Source organism: Streptomyces sp. TRM49041 (genome assembly GCF_008271805.1).
Taxonomy (GTDB): domain Bacteria; phylum Actinomycetota; class Actinomycetes; order Streptomycetales; family Streptomycetaceae; genus Streptomyces.
Map to the genome: position 1 here is coordinate 76,666 of NZ_VSRY01000147.1, position 19,686 is coordinate 96,351.

The window sequence follows — 19,686 nt, forward strand, 5'->3', positions numbered from 1 at the left end:
GGTCGGGGCGGGGTCAGGGCAGAAGGTGAGCGACGTTGCAGGCCAGGCGCAGCCCCGCGTGCGTGGCCGTGATGCGCGCGGCGCGCCAGGTGCCCTGCTTGGCGGGCAGCTTGGCGGGGCGCGCGAGCGTGACGCGGAAGCGCCCGTCGCCTTCGTCCGCCGCCGCGGCCGCGGTATAGGCGGCACCAGCGGCCACGGTCGGCACCGGCGTGATGGTGGTGCTGCGCATCCACAGGGTGTGGGAGCTCGCGCGGTCGACACCATCGAGGCGGTAGAGGAGGATCTGGCCGAGCTGGAGAGCCGACACGAACAGGTCGACCATGGTGGCCGGAAGCCGGGGGCCGTCGGGTCCGGTTTCGTTGGTGATGGTCAGGTCGGCGTCGGCGGTGTGGTCCTCGGCCTGCACGTCGGCGAGGAACTGGTGCCGCCCGTGGTGCGAGGCGCCGAACGGGGCGTCGTTCCACGGTCCGTCCAGCGACTGGGCCACCGAGTACGAGCCTTCGGCGCTGCCGGGTGCCGCGCCGCGGGTTCCGGGGTGGTCGGCCTCCACACGTACGGTCATGGAGCCGACGGCGCAGTCCATGGTCGTCCGGAGACGTCCGGGTACGGAGCCTTCGGATGTGGCGGCGACGGTGCCCGAGACCCCGAAGTGGTCGAGGTTCTCCTCGTCCGGGGAGGTGCCGGCCTTGATGCTGACGGAACGGACGAGGAACGGGTCGTCGGCGGACAGGCCGTGGGTGTGGGCCGCGTAGAGCCCGGTGAGGCGGGCGCCGAAGACCATGGCGTCGATCGTGGACAGGTGCGGACGCTGGTGTGCCTGCCCCTTGCGGGACCAGGTGCCGGGGATGCGTATCCCCGCGGTCGCGTCGATACGGGCCGCGCCGGGCCGGACCGTGATCTCGGTCAGGTCCTGCGTGACGCGTTTGAAGCCTTCGCCGAAGAAGCGGTTCTGCCGGTCTCCGAGGAAGTCGTCCACGGAGGCGAGACGGAGTGCCGTCTCGGACGAGAGCATAGCGTGCATGAGTGTGTGTCCCCCGATGGCTCATGTAGCGCAGGGCTGCTGACAGCCCTCATGACTGATGCAGCTGGTGTTGTGGTGAGGTAACCGGTGAGGGGCCCCTCCCCCGCCCGTCTCCGGGAAGGGGCCCCGCGCTTCGCGCAGTTGCGCTGTCGCGTTTCCGCGCCTTCGCGTTTCGGTGTTCCGGTTGTTCAGGCGGTGAACGCCTCGTGGATCGCGTAGCTGTCCTCGTACATGTGGTAGCGGACGATCTTGCCGTCCGTCACCGTGAAGTGCAGCGCGTAGTGGTTGTGGAACTTCTTGCTGGTGGCCTCCACCCCGAAGACGCAGTTGGCGATCACGACAGCGTCCTCGCCCTGCACGATCTTGTGGGAGAGCTCGAAGTGCTCGGGGCCGGTCAGGACACCGAAGGAGGCGAAGAACTGGCTGATCTCCTCCTTGGAGGAGCGGGCACCGGTCCAGGGCACGAGCGGGGAGCCGGTGACGCGGAAGTCGACCTTGTCGGCGAACAGGTCCAGCACGCCGGGGATGTTGCCTTCGCCGAAGTTGCCGAAGAAGGCGTCGACGGTCTCGCTCGTGGACGTCTGGGTGACGGTCATGTCGGTGTCTCTCTTTTCTTCTCGTGCGGTGCGTACGGTGCTGGTGCTGTGTCAGCAGCCGCGGTGACGGCTGCTGAGGGCGCCGGGTATCAGAGGCCCGGGGGCTCAGAGGCCCAGGGCCTCGCGGCCGGCGAGGACGATCGCCGTGTGCTGGGTGACGCGGGCGCCGAGGTGCTCCGCGGTGGCGATGTCGGCCTTGTGCACATCCTCCGGCGGCAGGTCCGCGGGGGTGGTGGCGGCGGATCCGTTGAAGTAGCCGAGGCGGTTGAGGTCGTTCTCGCTCTCGGTGGTGGTGTGCCAGCCCGGGTGGAGTCCGAGGTTGATCCAGTTCATCTGGTGCTGGGCGCCCAGCGTCGCGAAGTAAGCCAGCGTCGAGTGCTTGTCACCGGCCTTGCAGGCGGCGTTGGTGAAGCCGGCGCCCAGCTTGTCCTTCCAGGCCATGGCGAGCCAGCGCTTGCTCGTGGACTCGGCGAAGACATGGAACTGGCCGGCCGCGGAGCCCATGTAGGTCGGCGAGCCGAAGATGATGGCGTCGGCCTCGTCGAGGGCCTTCCAGCCCGCGTCGTCGATGGTGTCGACACGGACCGCCGTGACCTCGGCGCCCGCCTCGGTGGCACCGGCCTCGACGGCCTTGGCCAGCACCTCTGTGTGGCCGAAACCGGAGTAGTAGGCGATGGCGACCTTCGGGGTCTTGGGCATGGCAAACCTCCCTTTGGTACAAGGAACGGAAAGAGTGTGATGACGCAGAAGAAGAGGAAGCAGGGGAGCGGAACAGCAGGAGAGCGGAAGCGGAGGGCGAGCCGCGGCTTCAGGCGGCGGCCGGAACGCGCTCCGTCTCCATGCGGAAGTCCTGGTGGCCGTAGTCCTGCCGGGCCAGCTCGATGGCCTCCTCGACACTCATCACCGGCGTGAGGCCGAAGATGCCGGAGATGGTCTCCAGACGCTCGGGCATGGTCCCGCTGATGACGTGGTACGGGATCTCCAGCTCGTCAAGCGTCTCCAGCAGCATCGCGTCGATGGTCGCGCGGAACTTCTCGTTCATCGGCCGGTGGCCGTCGGCGGTGATGGGCAGCTCGTGCCGCAGGTGGACATACGCGTCGTACGTGTCCTTGACGTGCTTCTTCAGGGCCTGGCCGTACTGGTCGACGACCTGGGCGAAGAAGCTCATCTCCTCGGTGACGTCGGCGGCGCGACCGCCCTCGTTGTCCGCGGTGGTGTTCGGGTTCATGCCGTGGATGACACGGCCGGCACCGTAGAGCCACTCCTGGAGCGACGAGCCGTCGGAGATGAAGTGGTCCCCGAGGAGCGCCTCCTGGACGGCCCTGCCGGTGTGCCGGCGGAGCATGAGCTGGAGGAACTCGGCGGGTGTCACTTCCGTCAGCTTCTTGCCGGGGAACGTCTCCGGGAGGATCTCCCGGATCGTCCTGGCCAGCGTGCGGGGCACGCCCGTGTAGTGGGAGAGCGCCATCACCGTCGACGTCTTGCCGGCGGAGTAGGTCCCGGATATCGCGATCTTCATCCCTGGGCAGTCCTTGGTCTAGGAGGAACCGGCCGGTTCCTCATCGAACCGGCGGGGTTCCGTCGCGGATCCCACGGGGGCCAGCGGAGAAAAGGCATGGCTGTGCGCACGGACCAACCGGCGCAATCCCCCCGTTTCAGGTCGAAGCGGTTGCCCTCGACCCGTTGGCTTGATCGTGCCATAGAGACCAAGACGTGTCCAACCAACTGGTTGATTGGAAGATATCCTGGTGCCATGGGACGAGACACCGAGAAGACGAAACGCCTGCTGCTGGACTCCGCGAGAGAAGAGTTCGCGCAGTACGGCATCGCGGGCGCGCGGGTGAACCGCATCGCCGACAACGCCGGCGTGAACAAGGAACGGATCTACGGGCACTTCGGCAGCAAGGAGAACCTCTTCAACGCCGTGCTCGCCGAGGCCATGGCCGAGCTGCGCCACACGGTGCGCCCCGGCGAAGGCCCGGTCGGGGAGTATGTGGGTCGGGTCTTCGACTACCACAGCGAGAACCCGGCACTGCTGCGCCTCCTGATGTTCGAGGCGCTGCACTACGGAGACCGGCTGGCCGACGGCGACTCCCGCCGCGCCGAGTGGTACCGGGACGCCTCCGGGTCGCTCGCCGACTCGACGGGCTTCACGGAGAGCGAATCCCGGCAGTTGCTGCTGACGCTGATCGGCCTGGGCGCCTGGCCGAACGCCATGCCCCAGCTGGCCCGGCTGGCCCTGGGCTCGCCCTCGGGCGAGGACGAGGAGCGCGGCAGCCTGCGTAGCTTCCTGGTCGCCTTCGCGGAGCGGGCAACCGGCAGCTGACTCTCGGCGGCCCTCCGCGTACCGCGTCCAGGCGCGCACGCCCCGCGGGGTCGTGCGCCGCGCACTGCGGCGCTCGCGCGCGTCAGCGAGCCGTGCGCGCCTGGAGAAGCCGACCGCGACCGGGAGGGCCACACCTCAAGCCGCCTCTCCGGGGCCCGCGCCAGGGCCCCGGGGCCTCGGCAAGGGTTCCGACCCGCCGGGGTGGCGCCCCCTCTTCGTACCGAGACGCGGCGGCCCCCGCCGATTGTCAGGGCCCGGCACGGCCGCCGCGCGTCAGATGCCGGGCCTCCCTCCGCCCCGGCCGCCAGGTCAGCACACCCGCGCCCGCTGTTCCATCGCGGCTCGCGCGGTGCGCTCGTCCTCGTACACCTCGCACAGGTGAAGGCCGAACACCTGCTGGATGTGGTGCGCGAGCGCCCCGCGCGCGGCCGCGTGCCGCCACCGTGTCGCCCGGCCGGTCCGCGTTCTCCACTCGGCGCAGCACCCGGCGGGCGTGGTCCGCCGGGTCGTCCGGCACGTACACGCGAGGCATGGGCTCCGGCGGACGCACCAGCAGGGAGCTCAGCAGCTCCAGGTCCGCGTCCAGATCGTCGTACAGCGGATCCGCCGGCCCGACCGCGTCCGGGAAGCGGTACGCCTCGAAAGCCGGGCCGCCGCCGGCCGCACCTCGGCCTTCTCCGCGTACAGCTCATGGTGGTCGCGACTGTCCGTACCGGTGTGGTGCACCACTGGTCTCGTCGATGCCGGCGAGGAGCAGCGTCGTCTCGGGCAGCGTCAGGGCGATCCCGTCGTGGCGGCCGGCCCAGCACAGGGTTGCGACGCCGGTTCCGTCCGGACGGTTGGCGAGGGCGTCGATCCACTGGGCCAGCTGGGAGGCAGCGATCCGCACCCACCAGTTGGGTCTTGGACACGGCTCTGTCATGCGGCGAGGGCGTGGTCTGGTTTCGTTCGGTGGTGGCGCCGGCGGGTCTCGCGGGGTGTGAGGCAGCCCCGATCGGGATGCCTGCGCGGGCGCCTGCGGTTGTAGTATGCGCAAAGGCGGTGGGGGGCAGGGCACATGACGGCTGGGATGGCACAGAGGTGGGAGTCGACCCTCGATTCGGTCGTGGTGTACGCGCAGGGCGCGGTCTGCCGCCGCCTGGCCCGGGGCAGCGTGCCGCCGGAGGGCCGGGTACGGGTGACGGGGCTGCCCCGCTCGCTGGACCCGGGCTCGCTGCGGGCCCGTGTCCTGGGCGCCCCCGGGGTGCGCGTCGCCGAGGCCCGGGTCGACGTGGAGGCCGAGCCTCTCGGCACCGACACCGACACCGGTGCGCCCGACGACTCGCGGCGCGAGGTCGAGCGTCTGCGGGACGAGCACGGGGCGGCACGGGCCCGTCGGGACCGGCAGTTGAGCCTGATCGAGGAGGTCAGGGCTCTGCGCCCGGTGCCGCCGGCCCGCAGGCGCGAGGACCCGCACCGCCGCACTCCGGTCGGCGCATGGCTGGCGCTCGCCGACTTCGTCGACGAGCGGCTGACAGGACTGCACACACGCCTCGTCGAGCTGGAGGAGGCGCTGCGTCGCGTCGAGCACGAGCTCACCGTCGCCACGGACAGGCTCGCCCGCGCCTCCACCGACGCACCGTCAGCGCACCTGGAGACCAAGGTCTCCGCGCTCCTGGCCCTCGACGGCGCCGGTGACGCGGACGTGGAGCTGGAGCTGGAGTACGGAGTTCCGGGCGCCGTGTGGGTGCCGGCCTACCGCCTCACCCACCGTCAGGGCGACGGCACCGGCCGTCTGGTGCTGCGCGCCTCGGTCGCGCAGCGCACCGGCGAGGACTGGACCGGCGTGCGCATCGCCCTGGCGACCGCCGACCTTCGGCGCCGCACCGACCTGCCGAGGCTCCGCTCGATCCGGATCGGACGCCGGCAGCCCGCCCCCGCCCCGTCCGGCTGGCGCGAGCCTCCCGCGGGGCTCGCCGACCTGTTCGCGGGGTACGAGGCGGCCGGCCCTCGCCCCGCCACGCCCGCCACACCCGCGGCCGTCGTGGGAGCCTCCGCGCCCGTGGCCGCAGCGGCGCCCGCCGCGGCGGGCGCCGCCGCCTCCGGTCCCGTTCCACCACCCCCGCCGCCGGCACCGCAGAGCTACGGCGGGCCGCCCGCCGAGACCGGCCTCGCGCAACCCGTCCGGTCGCGATCAGGCGGCAGGCCCCGTATCGGCGGCAAGTCCCTCGCGGGGCCTCCCGCCGCCATGGCACCCGCGGCTCCTGGCCGGGCCGCGCCACCACCGCCTCCGGCACCGGAGCCCGGTCCGCCGCGGCCCAGCGACGCCGAGCTCGACTACACCACGCTCGTCCTGTGCGGCCCAGCGGCGCCGAGCTCGCCTTCGGCAGCTGCGACGACTACCGGGTGGTCCGGCGTGCCGAGGAGTCCCGCGACTCCGCCGGAATCACCCAGCGGACCGTGGTCACCCGCACGGTCGAGCTGCACCTGTCCCGGTTCTCCGCCCCCGGGGAGCAAGGCGAACAGGTGGTCGTCCTCCGGGAGCGGATCCCGGTCTCCGAGGTCGCGGCGGTGGAGGTACGGCTGCGCGAGGAGGCCTGCTCCCCGGCGCCCGACGTGGTCGACGCCGAAGGCATCGCCCGCTGGGACGTCAGCCTCCCACCGGACGGCCGCCGCACGGTCACCCTGGTCTACGAGCTGTCGGCGAAGGCCAAAGTCGTCGGGCTCTGAGTCCCGGTCGTCCGACTCCCGTTGTCCGACTCCGGCCGTCCTACGGACACGCTGCCATCCGACGTCCATGACGCGGAGCGTCTCTTGTTCGGTCAGTGCACGTCCAACTCGTAGCCGTGCCGGAGGTCCGCAGGGCAGCCGAACACCCGGAGGTCTCCCCACCTGCCCACCGTGATCCGCGTGGTGGGGTCGCCGGCGACGGTGAACAGGAGTCTCAGGGGACTGTCGCACGCACGGCAGCGGAACTCGTACGGTTCGGTGAGATGCCAGGTCGGCCAGCCGCCGAACCTGCATCCCGCCACGCGTGTGATGACGTCGCCTCCGTCCTCGCCGGAGGTCTCCTCCACCAGCCGTTCCACGTCGCCCGCAACGTCGTCCGGCAGTTCCCCGCGGTAGGGGAGATCCGTCAGCGGCACGGGGGCCAGCAGGCACGGCCGGGGCGAGAAACCGTAGTCCTCCTCTGCCTGCCGCAGGGGGGCGGGGGCGGAAAAGGGCTCCTACGGCAGGTCGGCTGCCCGCCACCAGCGGATCTCCACGACCGGGCTTCCGTCAGCGTGCGGAGTCGGCGGGTCCCAGTGCGGGTTCGGGCACCACAGCAGCTGGAACACGTCGGCGCCCTGCGGCCACCAGTCTCCCGGCGCGTCCGATCGGAAGACCTTCACCACCGGAACCATGGCCACGGGTGGCAGCCCGGACGGCTCCTCTTCGTCCGGCACGGAGCAGTGCGGCCAAGGCTCCTGCGCCGGCCAGAGCATCGGCCCGGCGATCGAGCTGTTCCGGTGCCCCGGTGTGCCCCGCGTCGGGTGGAGGACGACCGCGGGTCGGGCATAAGGAGCGAGAGCGGGGACGGCGGCGAGAATTTCCTCAGCGAACGGTCTGTTCGAGTATGGCGGCACGATCGAACGGTACCCGAGGGGGCGGTGAAGCTCTCTTGAGGCGTCAACCGCCTGATCGAGTTCGCCGCCCGAGTTACGCGGGGTGCTCTGCGTGTTCTCGTGGCGGTGCGGTCCGCGGTGCGCGACCATTTGGACGCCGACACAGGCACAGTCATCGGCGTCGCAAACAACATCAAGAGCAGCGGCCAGCAGAAGGAAACACCGAGACAGAAAGAAGGACGGACGTGTCCGGCAGCGAAAGCGAGAATCCAGCAATCTCCTCCCCGACGCCCTCGCGGACTCGGCCCAGGACAAACCGGGACTGGTGGCCGAATCAGCTGGACCTTCAGGTTCTCCACCAGCACTCCTCCCGCTCAAATCCGATGGACGAGGACTTCGACTACGCGAAAGAGTTCGCGACCCTCGATCTCGACGCGCTGAAGCAGGACGTCTTCGAGGTGATGACGGCGTCCCAGGACTGGTGGCCTGCCGACTACGGCCACTACGGACCGCTCTTCATCCGAATGAGCTGGCATGCCGCGGGAACGTACCGTATCGCCGACGGCCGGGGCGGTGGCGGCAGCGGCGCTCAGCGCTTCGCCCCCCTCAACAGTTGGCCGGACAATGCGAGCCTCGACAAGGCACGCCGTTTGCTCTGGCCGGTCAAGCAGAAGTACGGCCAGAAGATCTCCTGGGCCGATCTTCTGGTCTTCGCCGGCAACTGTGCCATGGAATCAATGGGGTTCAAGACGTTCGGGTTCGGCTTCGGGCGAGAGGACATCTGGGAACCCGAGGAGATCTTCTGGGGACCCGAGGACACATGGCTCGGGGATGAACGCTACAGCGGCGACAGGGAACTCACCGGTCCTTTCGGTGCCGTGCAGATGGGACTGATCTACGTCAATCCGGAGGGGCCCAACGGCAACCCGGATCCGATGGCCGCCGCCAGGGACATTCGCGAGACGTTCGGGCGTATGGCGATGAATGACGAGGAGACGGTCGCGCTCATCGTCGGCGGCCACACGTTCGGCAAGTGTCATGGTGCGGTCGATCCCTCGTACATCGGTCCGGAACCCGAGTCCTGCCCCATCGAGCAGCAGGGCATCGGCTGGCGGAACACATACGGCAGCGGCAAGGGCCCCGACACGCTCACCAGTGGGCTGGAGGGCGCATGGACCTCCCGGCCGACGAAGTGGGACAGCGGGTATCTGGACAACCTGTTCGGATACGACTGGGTGCTGACGACGAGCCCCGCCGGTGCGCATCAGTGGACTCCCACGGATCCGGCGGCCAAGGCCACAGTGCCTGATGCCCATGACCCGTCGAAGCGGCACGCTCCCATGATGCTGACGACGGACCTCGCGCTGAAGCTGGATCCGGTCTACGGGCCGATCGCGAAGAGCTTCCACCAGAACCCGGACAGGCTCGCGACGGCGTTCGCCAAGGCGTGGTACAAGCTGTTGCACCGCGACATGGGGCCCGTCTCGCGTTACCTCGGCCCTTGGGTTCCCGAGCCGCAGCTGTGGCAGGACCCCGTACCCGAGGTCGATCACGAACTGGTCGCGGACGAGGACGTCGCTGCCCTCAAGGGCAGGATCCTCACCTCCGGACTGTCCATCTCCCAGCTGGTCACCACTGCTTGGGCGGCGGCGGCGAGCTTCCGCGGCACCGACAAGCGCGGCGGGGCCAACGGAGCACGGATTCGGCTCGCGCCGCAAAGGGACTGGGCGGTCAATGATCTCCCCGAGGTGACCGAGACGCTGCGGACCCTCGAGCAGATCCAGCAGGACTTCAACCTCTCACAGGCCGGCGCGAAGAAGGTCTCACTCGCCGACCTGATCGTTCTCGGCGGGTGCGCGGCCGTCGAGCGAGCCGCGAAGAACGCCGGGCACGAGATCACGGTCCCGTTCGCGCCGGGGCGCACGGACGCCTCGCAGGAGCAGACCGACGTGGAGTCGTTCGCCGTGCTCGAACCCACGGCGGACGGATTCCGTAACTACCTCCGGGCGGGAGAGAAGTTGTCGCCGGAGACCCTCCTGCTGGACCGCGCCAACCTGTTGACGCTGACCGCTCCCGAGATGACGGTTCTGATCGGCGGCATGCGGGCCCTGAACACCGGCTTCCAGCGATCCCCACACGGTGTCTTCACCCACCGGCCGGAGACATTGACCAGTGACTTCTTCGTCAACCTGCTCGACATGGGCACGGAGTGGAAGGCGTCGGCTTCGGCTGAGAACGTATTCGAAGGCCGGGATCGCGCCACGGGCGAGGTGAAGTGGACCGCCACCGCCGTCGACCTCATCTTCGGTTCCCACTCCCAGCTCCGGGCCGTCTCGGAGGTCTACGCCTCCGAGGACGCGGGAGAGAAGTTCGTACGTGACTTCGTGGCAGCGTGGGACAAGGTGATGAACCTCGACCGGTTCGACCTCCGCTGAGCCCGGTCTCCCGGTCTCCCGGTCTCCCGGTCGGCCGCCCAACGGCCGACCGGGACACCGGCCCCGCCGCGGCGCGCGAGGCCGGCCGGGGGCCGGGTTCCGTCCCGGTTATCCGTGGCCCGTGGCCCGTGGCCCGTGCCGAGCAGGCGCGCGGGCCGGGCCCATCGCGCCGGTTTCAGGATGCGGCGGGATGCCGCACACGCCCTACCGGCGGCCGCGTACGAGCAGATGCAGGAAGTACGGCGTCCCGATCACGGCCGTCATCAGGCCGGCGCCCAGCTGGGCAGGGGCGATGACGGTGCGGCCCACGAGGTCGGCGGTGCAGACGAGGACGGCGCCGAGGAGCACCGCGACGGGAACCACCCGGGCGTGCTGCCGGCCCACGAGGGCACGCGCCGCATGCGGTGCCACGAGCCCCACGAAACCGATCGTGCCCGCGGCGGCCACGGCGGTGGCGCTGAGCAGGACGCCGAGGACGAGGAAGCCGAGGCGTCCGCGTCCCAGGCGGAGCCCGAGCAGCCGCGGGGTGTCCTCGTCGAGCGACACGAGGTCGAGTTCGGTGCGCCGCACTGCCGCGACGGCCACGCCCGCGGCGAGGACGGCCGCGAGGGGCGCCACGTCGGGCAGGGTCCGTCCGTAGGTCGATCCCGACAGCCAGGTGAGCGCCTTCGTCGCGTTGAACGGGTCGGTGAGGATGATCAGGAGGCTGATGAGGGCGGCGGCACCGGTGGCGACGCCGAACCCGACGAGGACGAGGCGGTTCTGCTGGAACCCGCCCCGCGCGGCGAGTCCGAAGACGAGGAGGGAGCTGACCGCGGCGCCAGCCAGGGCAGCGGCGGCCACGCTCCACGATCCGGCCATCGGGACCGTCGTCACGAGGAGGACGGCGCCGGCCGCGGCGCCGCCGGAGACGCCCAGGACACCGGGCTCGGCGAGGGGATTGCGCGTCACGGCCTGGACGAGCGTCCCGGCCAGGGCGAGCGCCGCGCCCGCGAGGAGGGCGGCGAGGACCCGGGGCACGCGGGTGTCGAGTACGAAGGTGACGGTCCGGCCGGCCCGCCCCTGGCTCCAGTTCGCCACGTCGCCGAGCAGCAGCTTGCTGTCTCCGAGCAGCACGGCGGCGATGGCCACTCCGACGAGCACGACCGCCAGGACGGCCGTGGTGGTGAGGAACACGGCCCGGCTGCGGATCCGGAGCCGTTCGGACGCGGTGGCTCCGGCGGTGTCCCGGACCCGCGTGGCCATGACGATCAGAAAGACGGCACCGACGAGGCTGGTGACGACGCCGGTCGGCACGGCGACCGCCACGTCCGCCGGCACGACGGCACGGAGCAGCACGTCGGAGCCGAGCACCAGCGCCGCGCCCGTGAGACCCGCGACCGGCAGGCTCGCCCGGGACCGGGTGAACGCGCGGTATCTGCGGACGAGGGGGCGGACGAGGGCGGGAGCGCACAGGCCGACGAAACCGATGGGTCCGGCGAGTGTGACGGCTGCCGTGGAGAGCAGGGCGGTGAGCACGACGGCGGTGACGCGGGTGGCGCGGACGGGTACGCCGAGGCCGCGCGCGGCGTCGTCGCCGAGCGCCAGGGCGTCGACCCGGCGGGCGAGGAGCAGCAGCCCGACGAGGCCGATGAGGCCGATCGGCGCCATCTGCAGGACGCCGTCGAACCCGTTCTGGGCGATGCTGCCCTGGTTCCACTGGTAGAGGCCCTCCGTCTCCCGGGGGAACAGCAGAAGCAGGCCCTCCGTGACGGCGGTGAGGCCGAGGGTGAGGGCGCTGCCCGCGAGGACGAGCCGGACGGTGCCGGCGCCGAGGCCGGACAGTCCGAGGACGACGGCCGCCGCGGCGAGGCCACCGGCGAACGCGACGCCGGAGGAGGCCAGGAGCGGGAGTGTGACGCCGGTGGCGGCGACCAGACCGAGGGCGAGGTAGGAACCCGCGTTGACGGCGAGGGTGTCGGGCGAGGCGAGGACATTGCGGCTGACGGCCTGCAGGGCGGCGCCCGCCACACCGAGTGCGGCGCCGACGAGCAGGCCCGCGGTCATCCTCGGGAGTCGGGAGGCGATGACGACGGACGCGTCGGCCGGGTCGGCCCCGCCCGTGAGCGCCTTCCACACCTCCGGGGCGCCGGCCGCGGCCGTGCCCTGCGTGAGGTCCACGACCGCGAGACCCGCGACGAGGAGGACCAGTGCGGCCGTCACCGCGGCCGCGCCCGTCCGGGACGTGACCGCCGACGGACGGGTGGCGGGAGTGGTTGCGGTGACGGCCATGGTGTTACTTCGTCAGGGCGGCGACGACGGAGTCGATGTACTGGTTCATCGACTCGGGACCGCCGAACATCCAGATGCCGTCGGGCAGCCGGTGGACGTTGCCCTTCTTCACGAACGGCAGCGACGTCCACACCTTGTCCTCGGCGAGGGCGCCGGTGAACGGCGTGCTGTTCTTGTCGCCTTCGCTGCCTATGTAGGCGAAGTGCACGTCGCCGAGCTTGGTGAGCCCTTCGACGTCGGTGGACGCGAGGCCGTAGCTCTCGTCGCCCTCGACCGTCCAGGCGTTCTTGAGGCCGAGCTTCTCGTTGACCGCCCCGATGAGGGAGCCGCTGGTGAAGGGCCTGACCGAGACCTGGTTGGAGACGACGTACCCGTCGGCGAAGGCGTACTCCGCCCCGGCGAGGCCGGCGTCGGCGAGGGCCTTCCTCCCCTCGGCGACCTTCGCGTCGAACTGCTTCTTGAGCTTCTCGGCCCGCTCGGTGGTGCCGGTGGCCCGGGCGATGAGGTCGAGGTTCTTCGTCATCTGCCCGATCGGGTCGGAGGCGGCGGCGGCGCGTACCTCCAGAACCGGGGCGACCTTGCGCAGCTGCTTGACGGCAGCCGGCGGCAGGTCGGTGGTGGCGACGATGAGGTCCGGCTCGAGGGCGGCGATGGTGTCCATGCTGGGCTCACCACGCGTGCCGATGTCCTTGGGCTCGTTCTTCAGCAGGACGGCGGTGTCCCAGGTCTTGTAGCCCTTGACGTCGGCGACCCCGACCGGGTCGACGCCCAGCGAGATCAGGCTCTCGACGACGTTCCACTCGGTTCCGACGACCTTCACGGCGGGACCGTCGAGTTCGACCTTCGTCCCCGAGTCGTCGGTGAGGGTGATGCGCTCGGCGGTCTTCTCCGCCTTGTCGTCGGCGGCGGGCTCGGTCGTACCGCAGGCGGTCAGGGCGAGGGCCGCGGCGGTGGCGGCCGCCGCGGTGAGGAGGAGGCGTCTCATGAGGTGGTGCTGAGCCTTTCGTTTCGCGTGTGGTGTCGGCCGATCGCGCGGGTGCGCAGCCGGCCGGTGAGCGGGTCGGTGTCGACGTCGATCCGGATGCCGTAGGTGTCGGTCAGCCTCTGCGGGGTGAGTACGTCGGCGGGGCCGCCGTCGGCGATGACCCGTCCCGCGTGGAGCAGGACGATCCGGTCGGCGACGGCGGCGGCCTGGTCGAGGTCGTGCAGGACAGCACCCACGGCGATGCCGTGGTCGTCCGCCAGATCGCGCACGAGGTCGAGGAGTTCGACCTGATACCGCAGGTCGAGGTAGGTCGTCGGCTCGTCGAGCAGGAGCACACCCGTCTCCTGGGCGAGGCAGCCGGCCAGCCAGACGCGCTGGAGCTGTCCGCCCGAGAGGTGCTCGGCGCCGCGTTCGGCGAGTTCCGCGACGCCCGTCATGGCGAGGGCGCGGTCCACCGCCGCCCCGCCGCCCGGGTCGTCCCGGCCCCAGCGTCCCCGGTACGGGTAGCGGCCGAACCGGACGACGTCCCGTACGGTCAGCCCGCTCGGAGTGGGGCGTCCTTGCGTGAGCAGGGCGACGCGGCGCGAGAACTCACGGGGGCTCAGCGCGAGACCGTCGGTGTCGCCGTCGATGACGAGTGTGGCGGTCCTGGGCCGCTGCAGCCGCGCGATCGTGCGCAGCAGCGTCGACTTGCCGCTGCCGTTCGGCCCGACGAGGACGGTCACTTCGCCGGGCCGCAGCGTCATCGAGGCGTCGTGTACGACATCGACACCGTCGTACGCCACGGTGACACCCGTGGCAGACAGTTCATGACCGCGGGAACGCTCGGCCTCGGAGGTCTCTTCACCAACATGCACGCCGGAGAGGTTAGCCTAACCTTAGAAGTGCCCGAAAGGGGGGGGGCGAGCGCCCGGCGCAAGTCGAGATCCCGCCATACTCGAGGCCCCCCACCGGCCCCCGGACACCCGTCACCCGCCGCTCGCCACGCCACCCTCCTGACGCTGCGCCTCACCGACGCCCACCAGCGGCCGCCACCGCGACATGGATCACGTTCATCCACCCCCACCCAGACGCCCCCTCAGCGATTAGTAAGGTTAGGCTTACCTCAATTCGAAGGGGGGTTGTCCATGGCGGAAAAGCACCGCCCCGAGCTCGGCGCCGTGCAGGAGACTCTCCTCATTCCGCTGTACGCCAGGGCCGTGGAGACACAAAGGAAGCGCGGCCTGCTCGACGATCCGCGCGCGGTCGAGATGGTCGAGGCCATCGACTACGACTTCACCCGGTTCAACGGGGCCAGGAGCCTCATCGGCGCCAACCTGCGCACCCTGCTCTTCGACACCTGGGTGCGCCGCTTCCTCGCCGCACACCCCGGCGGCACGGTCGTCGAGGTCGGCGCCGGTCTGAACACCCGGTTCGAGCGGGTAGACAACGGAACGGCGCACTGGTTCGATCTCGACCTTCCGAACGTGATCGACCTGCGGCGCCGCTTCTTCGACGAATCCGAGCGCCGGAAGATGATCCCCGCCTCGGTGACGGACCCGGAGTGGCCCGCCCGGGTCGCCGGCTCCCCCGGCCCGTACTTCGTCGTCGCCGAAGCCGTCCTCGTCCACCTCGAACGGGCCGCGGTGCGGGAGGTGTTCAACCTTCTCGGCGACCGGCTGCCCGGAGCACACCTCGCCCTGGAGACGGCCTCCGGCGTCTCTGTGGACGGGCGGGACCACCATGACGTGTCGAGCAAGGTGTCCGCGCGCATGCGTCGACGCTGCGACGACCCCAGCCTGCCGGAGAGCTGGGGAGCCGGTTCCCGCCTCGTCGAGTCCGCCGCCCTGACCGACCTGCCCCGTGCCGTCCGTGACCGTCTGCCCTGGTCGTACAAGGTGATGCTGTCGACCACGGGCACCCTGCGCCGCCGCCGGACGGAGGCGTACCGATTCGACCTGTACCGCATGGAGTCCCGTTGAGCACCCACACCGACATCACCCTGCCCGAGCCGACCGCCGCGGAGCGCGTGCGCAGCGTACTGGCACGTGCGGTCTCGCTGTCCCTGACCACCGCCGGGCAGGACTACGACCTGATCGGCATGCACTCCGTCAGCTCCAGGGGACAGCTCACGCTCCACCCCCAGGCCGACAGCCCGTTGGCGCGACAGGTCGCCGAGGCGCCGCGCGGCAGCCTCGCCGCCCTGCTGGAGTTCACCGACATCGCGCCCACCGCGGTCCGTGACCGCGTACGAGCCAGGGTGACGGTCTCCGGGTGGCTGGCCCGGGCGGACGACCGCGGCCTGCGGCTCGACACCGCGCGCGTCTCGCTGCGGACGCCGGCGGGCACGGTGGAGGTCGGCCTTGACGAGATCGCCCTCGCCGAGCCCGATCCGCTCGCCGTCGAGGAAGCCGCCATGCTGACCCATCTCATCGACGCCCACGAGGAGTTGATGGGCGACCTGCTCGGCCTCGCGGGCCCCCGACTGCCGCGGGGGATGATCCGAGCCCTGCCCTTCGCCCTGGACCGCCACTGCATCACCCTGCGCTGCGAGTACGACACCGGCCACTGCGACCTGCGCCTCCTGTTCCCGGCGCCCGCGCGCGACGCCGCCGAGGCCGGCGAGCGGATCCGGCAGCTCCTCACGGCGCCCCGGGGATGCGCGCACCGGCATCACTCCTCCTCATGCCCCCGCATCTGACGGGCATGCCGCCGACGGCCGCCGAGGGGCGTCGGGCCGGCGGACCTCAGCAGCGCGGCCCGCGCGCAGCACACGCGACCCGAGTGACCGAGGCCGTCACGGAGTGCGGAACCCGCGAAAGGTCACGGGCTTCCGGGTCTGGAAGCCGAGCCGCTCGTAGAGCGCGATCGCGCCGGTGTTCGCCTCGGCCACATGCAGGAAGGGACGTTCGTTCCGGGACACGACGCGCGCGAGGAGCGCACTCACCAGGCGGGCGGCGTGGCCCCGCCCGCGCGCCTCGGGGGCGGTGCAGACAGCGCTGATCTCGGTCCACCCCGGAGGCCGGAGCCGTTCGCCCACCATCGCGACCAGCCTGCCGTTCTCGCGGACGCCGAGATAGGTGCCGAGCTCATGGGTGCGCGGCCAGAACGGCCCCGGCCGGGTCCGCGCGACGAGGTCGAGCATCTCGGGCACGCTCTCCGCGGACAGTTCGACCACGCCTGTCTCGGGCTCGGCATGAGACCGCCCGGGCAGGCTGCCACCGGGCCAGATCATCTGGCGGCCTTCGAGGACGAAGACCGGCTCCCACTCCGGCGGCGGGGTCGCCGGGCAGCTGAACATGTCGGCGAACTCACCTCGGCCGAGCAGCCGAGCGAGGTCGGCCCACTCCGCCGAACCGGAGTCGGCGGATATCGCCGAGAACGTCGCGACTCCCGGCAGGTAGGTCACGGCCCGGCCGTGCCGACGGGCGAGATGTGCGTGGTGACCGCGGAGCGACTCGCCCACCGGGTCGTCGAGTGCGACGGCGTCGCGGTCCACCATCATGCTGCGCCTCTCCTGTCACGCGTGGAAGGCGGCCGACCGGCGCGATGCGATGCGGCTCCGGGCCGCTCCGTCCGGCGACGGCACCTGGTCGGCGACCTGGTTGCAGGGCGCAGTCTAACGGGGCATGGAGCGCCCTCCTTCGCGGCCGGTCGGCGTTCGACGACGTACCAGCCGAGGCGTGAGTGGGTCCGGCCCTGACCGCGGTTGCACCAGCCCCCGGCAGAACGGGCGATGGCCCGCGACCGACAACGCGCCGCCGGTGTGCGCCGGGTCCCTGGATGCGACACCCGGCGCGCCGGCCCGGGCGGCGGTGAGCAGGGTGCGGAGGTGGTCGTCACGACCACCACTTGCTTCGATGCCTGTCGACAGCTTGGAACTTGCCACCTGCATCGACAAGTGTCAACATAGACACATGTCGAAGTCAGAGGTTGCGGAACTGCCCGTTCTGCAGGGCGGCAGCACGGCGCCGCGCTGCCCGCCGACCGCGGCCGGGGAGCTGTCCCAGGCGGATGCAGAGAAGACGGCCGCCACGCTCAAGGCACTGTCGGACCCGGTGCGTCTGCCGCTGTTCTTCAAGATCACTTCCCGCCTGGGCGGCAAGGCGTGCATGGTGGCGGCCATGGCCACCACCCTCGACCCGCGCGGCTGACCGCCGCCCGAGCCGAGGCGGCGGTCACCCGCCGCAGTCGGGCGGGCAGCAGCGCAGCAGGTACTCCTTGAGCACATCCAGGCGGTTGGCCATGGTGATGCCGTCGGCGCGGTAGAAGACCTGCCTGCCCTCCTTGCGGGAGAGGACCAGGCCGCCGCGGCGCAGCAGGCTCAGATGCTCGGACGCGGTCGACGGCTTCAGGCCGCACCGCTCGGCGATCTCCCCGACCGTCAGTTCGCGACCACCCGCGAACTGTCGCATGACCAGCTGGCGGGTCTCGCTCGCCAGCGCCTTGAGGAAGTCGGCCGTCGCCTGATCGACACCCTCCTCCGCACCACCGCTCACCACTTCCTCCGCTTCCCGACTCATATTTCGTCACTTCCCGAGACAACGACACCAGAGAGAAGGATCTCATGGAGCACCACGCCGACCTCATCGTCATAGGCGCCGGCCAGTCCGGTCTGGCCACCGCCGCTCTCGCGCCTCGCCACGGCTTCGCCCACACGCTTGTGCTGGAGGACGCCGATCAGGTCGGCGGGTCCTGGCAGCGCTACTACGACAGCCTCACCCTGTTCTCCCCCGCCCGGTATTCGTCACTGCCCGGGATGCCCTTCCCCGGCGATGGCGACCGCTATCCGACCAGGGACGAGGTGGTCGACTACCTGCGCGCCTACGCCCGTCGGCTCAGCGCTGACATCCGCACCTCCACCACCGTCACCTCGGTGCTGCCCCGCAACGGCGCCTGGGTGGTGCGTGCGGATGACGGTGCCGAGTTCACGGCTCCCGCGGTCGTCGCCGCGACCGGTGCCTTCCGCGGCCCCCACACGCCTGCCGTGCCGGGGAACGAGGAGTTCGCCGGGCGGTCGCTGCACGCCGCCGACTACCGCAGTCCCGAACCGTTCACCGGCCGGCGAGTGGTGGTCGTCGGCGGCGGCAACTCCGCGGTTCAGATCGCCGCCGAACTCGGCGCGGTCGCCGACACCACGCTGGCCACCCGCCGGCCGATCGGCTGGATGAAGCAGCGTCCGCTGGGCCGGGACATCCACTGGTGGCTCAAGCACACCGGCTTCGACATCGCTCCCCTGAGTCGGCTGCTGGAGAAGATGCCGGTGGGCGTCCTCGACGACGGTCACTACCGCACCGCCCTCACCGCCCACGGTGTGGAGCGGCGCGAGATGTTCACCCACCTCACCCCGGATGGTGTCGTATGGGCCGACGGCACCAAGGAACCGGTCGACGCGGTCGTCTGGGCCACCGGCTACCGGCTCACCTACCCCTACCTGAACGGAAGCGGCGCCCTGGACGCCGACGGCGGGCCCCGGCACCGCGGCGGCGTGGCCACCGTTCCGGGGCTCGGCTTCGTCGGGATCGAGCTTCAGCGCAGCATCTCCTCCAGCACCCTGCGCGGCGTCGGCCGCGACGCCGCCCACGTCCTGTCCCGGCTCAGCCGCTCACGCTGACGTCGGCGTCCCCGATCGCGCGGTTCCACTCCTCGCTGTAGCCCCGTGTCCTCGGACAGGACGAGGTCGCCGTGGACCCGCACGGCGCCGGTGTCCCAGGGCCGCACGCCGTCACGGCACGGGGTGAGCAGCACTCCGAGCGTGGAGGCTTCCCCGGCTCGGCCGGTCGCTCGGCGACCTCATGGCCGTGCAGCCGGATGTACGCGGAGAAGGCGGCCCGGACGACGGACTCGGCCTCCGCCTCGGTCACGTTGTCGCTGGTCATCGATGCATCTTCCTTGATCAGGAGTTACACCGCTCGTTTCACAGTCCCAGTTCGCCCGCCGTTTCGGAACCGGGTCTCCTGTCCGGCAGGGTGAAATCATCGAATTTCATGGATTCATCAGATGGTGTGGGTCATCAGCCGGTTCGGCCGTCTCGCCATTCCTGCCCGCTGATACTCGGGGAGCGTCTGTGTCGTCCAGGTGCCGTTGTCCGTGGCCTTGGCATGCCCGGCCGCACGCACCATCCGACCAACAGAATTGGTTCATCGTGCATTTGACTCCGCATGAGCAGGAGCGCTTGCTGATCCACGTCGCGGCCGACGTAGCGGGGAAGCGCCGCGACCGGGGGCTGCTTCTCAACTACCCCGAGACCATGGCCCTGCTGACCGTTCACGTCTTCGAGGCAGCGCGCGACGGTAAGACGGTCAGCGACATCATGGACTCGGGCCGACGGGTGCTCACCCGTGACGACGTGATGGACGGCGTCCCGGAGATGATTAGGAACGTCCAGGTGGAGGCGACCTTCCCGGACGGCACCAAGCTGGTCACGATCCACGACCCCATCCCGGAGGCGGCACAGGAGCCCGCCGTCCACCCGGGCAAGGTCGAGCA

At 70.9% G+C, this 19,686-nt stretch carries 20 protein-coding genes and 3 pseudogenes; 9 read left to right on the forward strand and 14 right to left on the reverse strand.

What is annotated here, in order from left to right; translation table 11 throughout:
* Window positions 1-13: 13 nt before the first annotated feature.
* From FVS66_RS21305 to FVS66_RS21320, 4 genes are all read right to left on the reverse strand, one after another.
* Window positions 14-1,021 (reverse strand): AvrD family protein, encoded by a 1,008-nt coding sequence (locus FVS66_RS21305; RefSeq protein ID WP_149182788.1) that lies wholly within the window; start codon window positions 1,019-1,021, stop codon window positions 14-16.
* A gap of 188 nt (window positions 1,022-1,209) precedes the next feature.
* A complete protein-coding gene (locus tag FVS66_RS21310) occupies window positions 1,210-1,617 on the reverse strand; it encodes a nuclear transport factor 2 family protein (protein WP_149182789.1) in 408 nt (135 codons plus the stop codon).
* A 105-nt stretch (window positions 1,618-1,722) separates the two neighbouring features.
* Window positions 1,723-2,316, reverse strand: a complete 594-nt coding sequence (locus FVS66_RS21315) for a flavodoxin family protein (RefSeq protein ID WP_149182790.1) — start codon at window positions 2,314-2,316, stop codon at window positions 1,723-1,725.
* A 109-nt stretch (window positions 2,317-2,425) separates the two neighbouring features.
* Window positions 2,426-3,136, reverse strand: a complete 711-nt coding sequence (locus tag FVS66_RS21320; RefSeq protein WP_149182791.1) for an AAA family ATPase — start codon at window positions 3,134-3,136, stop codon at window positions 2,426-2,428.
* Between the two features lie 234 nt (window positions 3,137-3,370).
* On the opposite strand from FVS66_RS21320, the gene FVS66_RS21325 reads away from it, so the two are divergent.
* The gene (locus tag FVS66_RS21325; RefSeq protein ID WP_149182792.1) at window positions 3,371-3,943 is read left to right on the forward strand and encodes a TetR family transcriptional regulator; all 573 of its coding nucleotides are present in this window, start codon (window positions 3,371-3,373) and stop codon (window positions 3,941-3,943) included.
* Window positions 3,944-4,190: 247 nt separating this feature from the next.
* Here FVS66_RS21325 and FVS66_RS36150 read toward each other — a convergent pair whose 3' ends face one another.
* The gene (locus FVS66_RS36150; RefSeq protein ID WP_262387122.1) at window positions 4,191-4,475 is read right to left on the reverse strand and encodes a DUF6227 family protein; all 285 of its coding nucleotides are present in this window, start codon (window positions 4,473-4,475) and stop codon (window positions 4,191-4,193) included.
* 156 nt (window positions 4,476-4,631) lie between these two features.
* Window positions 4,632-4,832 carry a hypothetical protein gene (locus tag FVS66_RS21335; RefSeq protein ID WP_149182793.1) on the reverse strand — a complete coding sequence of 67 codons (201 nt, stop codon included), beginning with the start codon at window positions 4,830-4,832 and terminating at the stop codon, window positions 4,632-4,634.
* A 168-nt stretch (window positions 4,833-5,000) separates the two neighbouring features.
* Between FVS66_RS21335 and FVS66_RS36910 the strand changes: the two are divergent.
* Both FVS66_RS36910 and FVS66_RS21345 read left to right on the forward strand, forming a co-directional pair.
* A pseudogene (locus FVS66_RS36910) lies at window positions 5,001-6,287 on the forward strand (DUF4139 domain-containing protein); the annotation flags it as partial.
* Window positions 6,194-6,652 (forward strand): annotated as a pseudogene (locus FVS66_RS21345) (DUF4139 domain-containing protein); the annotation flags it as partial. The pseudogenes FVS66_RS36910 and FVS66_RS21345, both read left to right, overlap by 94 nt.
* 92 nt (window positions 6,653-6,744) lie before the next feature.
* Here the strand turns inward: FVS66_RS21345 and FVS66_RS36160 are convergent.
* Complete coding sequence (locus FVS66_RS36160; protein WP_262387123.1) at window positions 6,745-7,068, reverse strand: hypothetical protein; 324 nt, start codon at window positions 7,066-7,068, stop codon at window positions 6,745-6,747.
* Window positions 7,069-7,149: 81 nt separating this feature from the next.
* On the reverse strand, window positions 7,150-7,368 hold the full coding sequence (locus tag FVS66_RS36165) for a hypothetical protein (protein WP_262387124.1): 219 nt from the start codon (window positions 7,366-7,368) through the stop codon (window positions 7,150-7,152).
* 404 nt (window positions 7,369-7,772) lie between these two features.
* On the opposite strand from FVS66_RS36165, the gene katG reads away from it, so the two are divergent.
* Window positions 7,773-9,962, forward strand: a complete 2,190-nt coding sequence (katG, locus tag FVS66_RS21355) for a catalase/peroxidase HPI (protein ID WP_149182794.1) — start codon at window positions 7,773-7,775, stop codon at window positions 9,960-9,962.
* Between the two features lie 204 nt (window positions 9,963-10,166).
* Here katG and FVS66_RS21360 read toward each other — a convergent pair whose 3' ends face one another.
* From FVS66_RS21360 to FVS66_RS21370, 3 genes are read right to left on the reverse strand one after another with little or no spacing between them, the layout of a single operon-like run.
* Window positions 10,167-12,233 (reverse strand): iron ABC transporter permease, encoded by a 2,067-nt coding sequence (locus FVS66_RS21360; RefSeq protein WP_149182795.1) that lies wholly within the window; start codon window positions 12,231-12,233, stop codon window positions 10,167-10,169.
* 4 nt (window positions 12,234-12,237) lie between these two features.
* Entirely contained in the window at window positions 12,238-13,218 is a 981-nt protein-coding gene (locus tag FVS66_RS21365) for an iron-siderophore ABC transporter substrate-binding protein (protein WP_149182796.1), read from the reverse strand.
* Window positions 13,215-14,075: an ABC transporter ATP-binding protein gene (locus FVS66_RS21370; RefSeq protein WP_149182797.1), complete on the reverse strand. Its 861-nt coding sequence runs from the start codon at window positions 14,073-14,075 to the stop codon at window positions 13,215-13,217. Before FVS66_RS21370 ends, FVS66_RS21365 begins: the two co-directional genes overlap by 4 nt.
* A 270-nt stretch (window positions 14,076-14,345) precedes the next feature.
* Here FVS66_RS21370 and FVS66_RS21375 point away from each other — a divergent pair, with 270 nt between their 5' ends.
* Complete coding sequence (locus FVS66_RS21375; protein WP_187645639.1) at window positions 14,346-15,179, forward strand: class I SAM-dependent methyltransferase; 834 nt, start codon at window positions 14,346-14,348, stop codon at window positions 15,177-15,179.
* On the forward strand, window positions 15,176-15,898 hold the full coding sequence (locus FVS66_RS21380; protein ID WP_149182799.1) for a DUF2470 domain-containing protein: 723 nt from the start codon (window positions 15,176-15,178) through the stop codon (window positions 15,896-15,898). The genes FVS66_RS21375 and FVS66_RS21380 overlap by 4 nt, the downstream gene beginning before the upstream one ends.
* 96 nt (window positions 15,899-15,994) lie before the next feature.
* Here FVS66_RS21380 and FVS66_RS21385 read toward each other — a convergent pair whose 3' ends face one another.
* Complete coding sequence (locus tag FVS66_RS21385) at window positions 15,995-16,699, reverse strand: GNAT family N-acetyltransferase (RefSeq protein ID WP_149182999.1); 705 nt, start codon at window positions 16,697-16,699, stop codon at window positions 15,995-15,997.
* Window positions 16,700-17,114: 415 nt separating this feature from the next.
* On the opposite strand from FVS66_RS21385, the gene FVS66_RS21390 reads away from it, so the two are divergent.
* The gene (locus tag FVS66_RS21390) at window positions 17,115-17,351 is read left to right on the forward strand and encodes a hypothetical protein (RefSeq protein ID WP_149182800.1); all 237 of its coding nucleotides are present in this window, start codon (window positions 17,115-17,117) and stop codon (window positions 17,349-17,351) included.
* Between the two features lie 24 nt (window positions 17,352-17,375).
* On the opposite strand, the gene FVS66_RS21395 is transcribed toward FVS66_RS21390, so the two are convergent.
* On the reverse strand, window positions 17,376-17,696 hold the full coding sequence (locus FVS66_RS21395; protein WP_262387125.1) for a metalloregulator ArsR/SmtB family transcription factor: 321 nt from the start codon (window positions 17,694-17,696) through the stop codon (window positions 17,376-17,378).
* A 68-nt stretch (window positions 17,697-17,764) separates the two neighbouring features.
* Between FVS66_RS21395 and FVS66_RS21400 the strand changes: the two genes are divergently transcribed.
* Window positions 17,765-18,811, forward strand: a complete 1,047-nt coding sequence (locus tag FVS66_RS21400) for an NAD(P)/FAD-dependent oxidoreductase (RefSeq protein ID WP_149182802.1) — start codon at window positions 17,765-17,767, stop codon at window positions 18,809-18,811.
* On the opposite strand, the gene FVS66_RS21405 is transcribed toward FVS66_RS21400, so the two are convergent.
* Entirely contained in the window at window positions 18,795-19,076 is a 282-nt protein-coding gene (locus FVS66_RS21405; protein ID WP_149182803.1) for a hypothetical protein, read from the reverse strand. The two genes, FVS66_RS21400 and FVS66_RS21405, sit on opposite strands and share 17 nt — an antisense overlap.
* A 266-nt stretch (window positions 19,077-19,342) precedes the next feature.
* On the opposite strand from FVS66_RS21405, the pseudogene FVS66_RS36610 reads away from it, so the two are divergent.
* Window positions 19,343-19,639, forward strand: a pseudogene (locus FVS66_RS36610) (urease subunit gamma); the annotation flags it as partial.
* Window positions 19,640-19,686: the final 47 nt, after the last annotated feature.

What these genes read in the sequence shown, in the direction of transcription:
- FVS66_RS21305 (WP_149182788.1), bottom strand. Translation starts at nt 1,021, where the DNA reads ATGCACGCTATGCTCTCGTCCGAGACGGCACTCCGTCTCGCCTCCGTG.
- FVS66_RS21310 (WP_149182789.1), bottom strand. Translation starts at nt 1,617, where the DNA reads ATGACCGTCACCCAGACGTCCACGAGCGAGACCGTCGACGCCTTCTTC.
- FVS66_RS21315 (WP_149182790.1), bottom strand. Translation starts at nt 2,316, where the DNA reads ATGCCCAAGACCCCGAAGGTCGCCATCGCCTACTACTCCGGTTTCGGC.
- FVS66_RS21320 (WP_149182791.1), bottom strand. Translation starts at nt 3,136, where the DNA reads ATGAAGATCGCGATATCCGGGACCTACTCCGCCGGCAAGACGTCGACG.
- FVS66_RS21325 (WP_149182792.1), top strand. Translation starts at nt 3,371, where the DNA reads ATGGGACGAGACACCGAGAAGACGAAACGCCTGCTGCTGGACTCCGCG.
- FVS66_RS36150 (WP_262387122.1), bottom strand. Translation starts at nt 4,475, where the DNA reads ATGCCTCGCGTGTACGTGCCGGACGACCCGGCGGACCACGCCCGCCGG.
- FVS66_RS21360 (WP_149182795.1), bottom strand. Translation starts at nt 12,233, where the DNA reads ATGGCCGTCACCGCAACCACTCCCGCCACCCGTCCGTCGGCGGTCACG.
- FVS66_RS21365 (WP_149182796.1), bottom strand. Translation starts at nt 13,218, where the DNA reads ATGAGACGCCTCCTCCTCACCGCGGCGGCCGCCACCGCCGCGGCCCTC.
- FVS66_RS21375 (WP_187645639.1), top strand. Translation starts at nt 14,346, where the DNA reads ATGGCGGAAAAGCACCGCCCCGAGCTCGGCGCCGTGCAGGAGACTCTC.
- FVS66_RS21385 (WP_149182999.1), bottom strand. Translation starts at nt 16,699, where the DNA reads ATGGTGGACCGCGACGCCGTCGCACTCGACGACCCGGTGGGCGAGTCG.
- FVS66_RS21390 (WP_149182800.1), top strand. Translation starts at nt 17,115, where the DNA reads ATGTCGAAGTCAGAGGTTGCGGAACTGCCCGTTCTGCAGGGCGGCAGC.
- FVS66_RS21400 (WP_149182802.1), top strand. Translation starts at nt 17,765, where the DNA reads ATGGAGCACCACGCCGACCTCATCGTCATAGGCGCCGGCCAGTCCGGT.
- FVS66_RS21405 (WP_149182803.1), bottom strand. Translation starts at nt 19,076, where the DNA reads ATGACCAGCGACAACGTGACCGAGGCGGAGGCCGAGTCCGTCGTCCGG.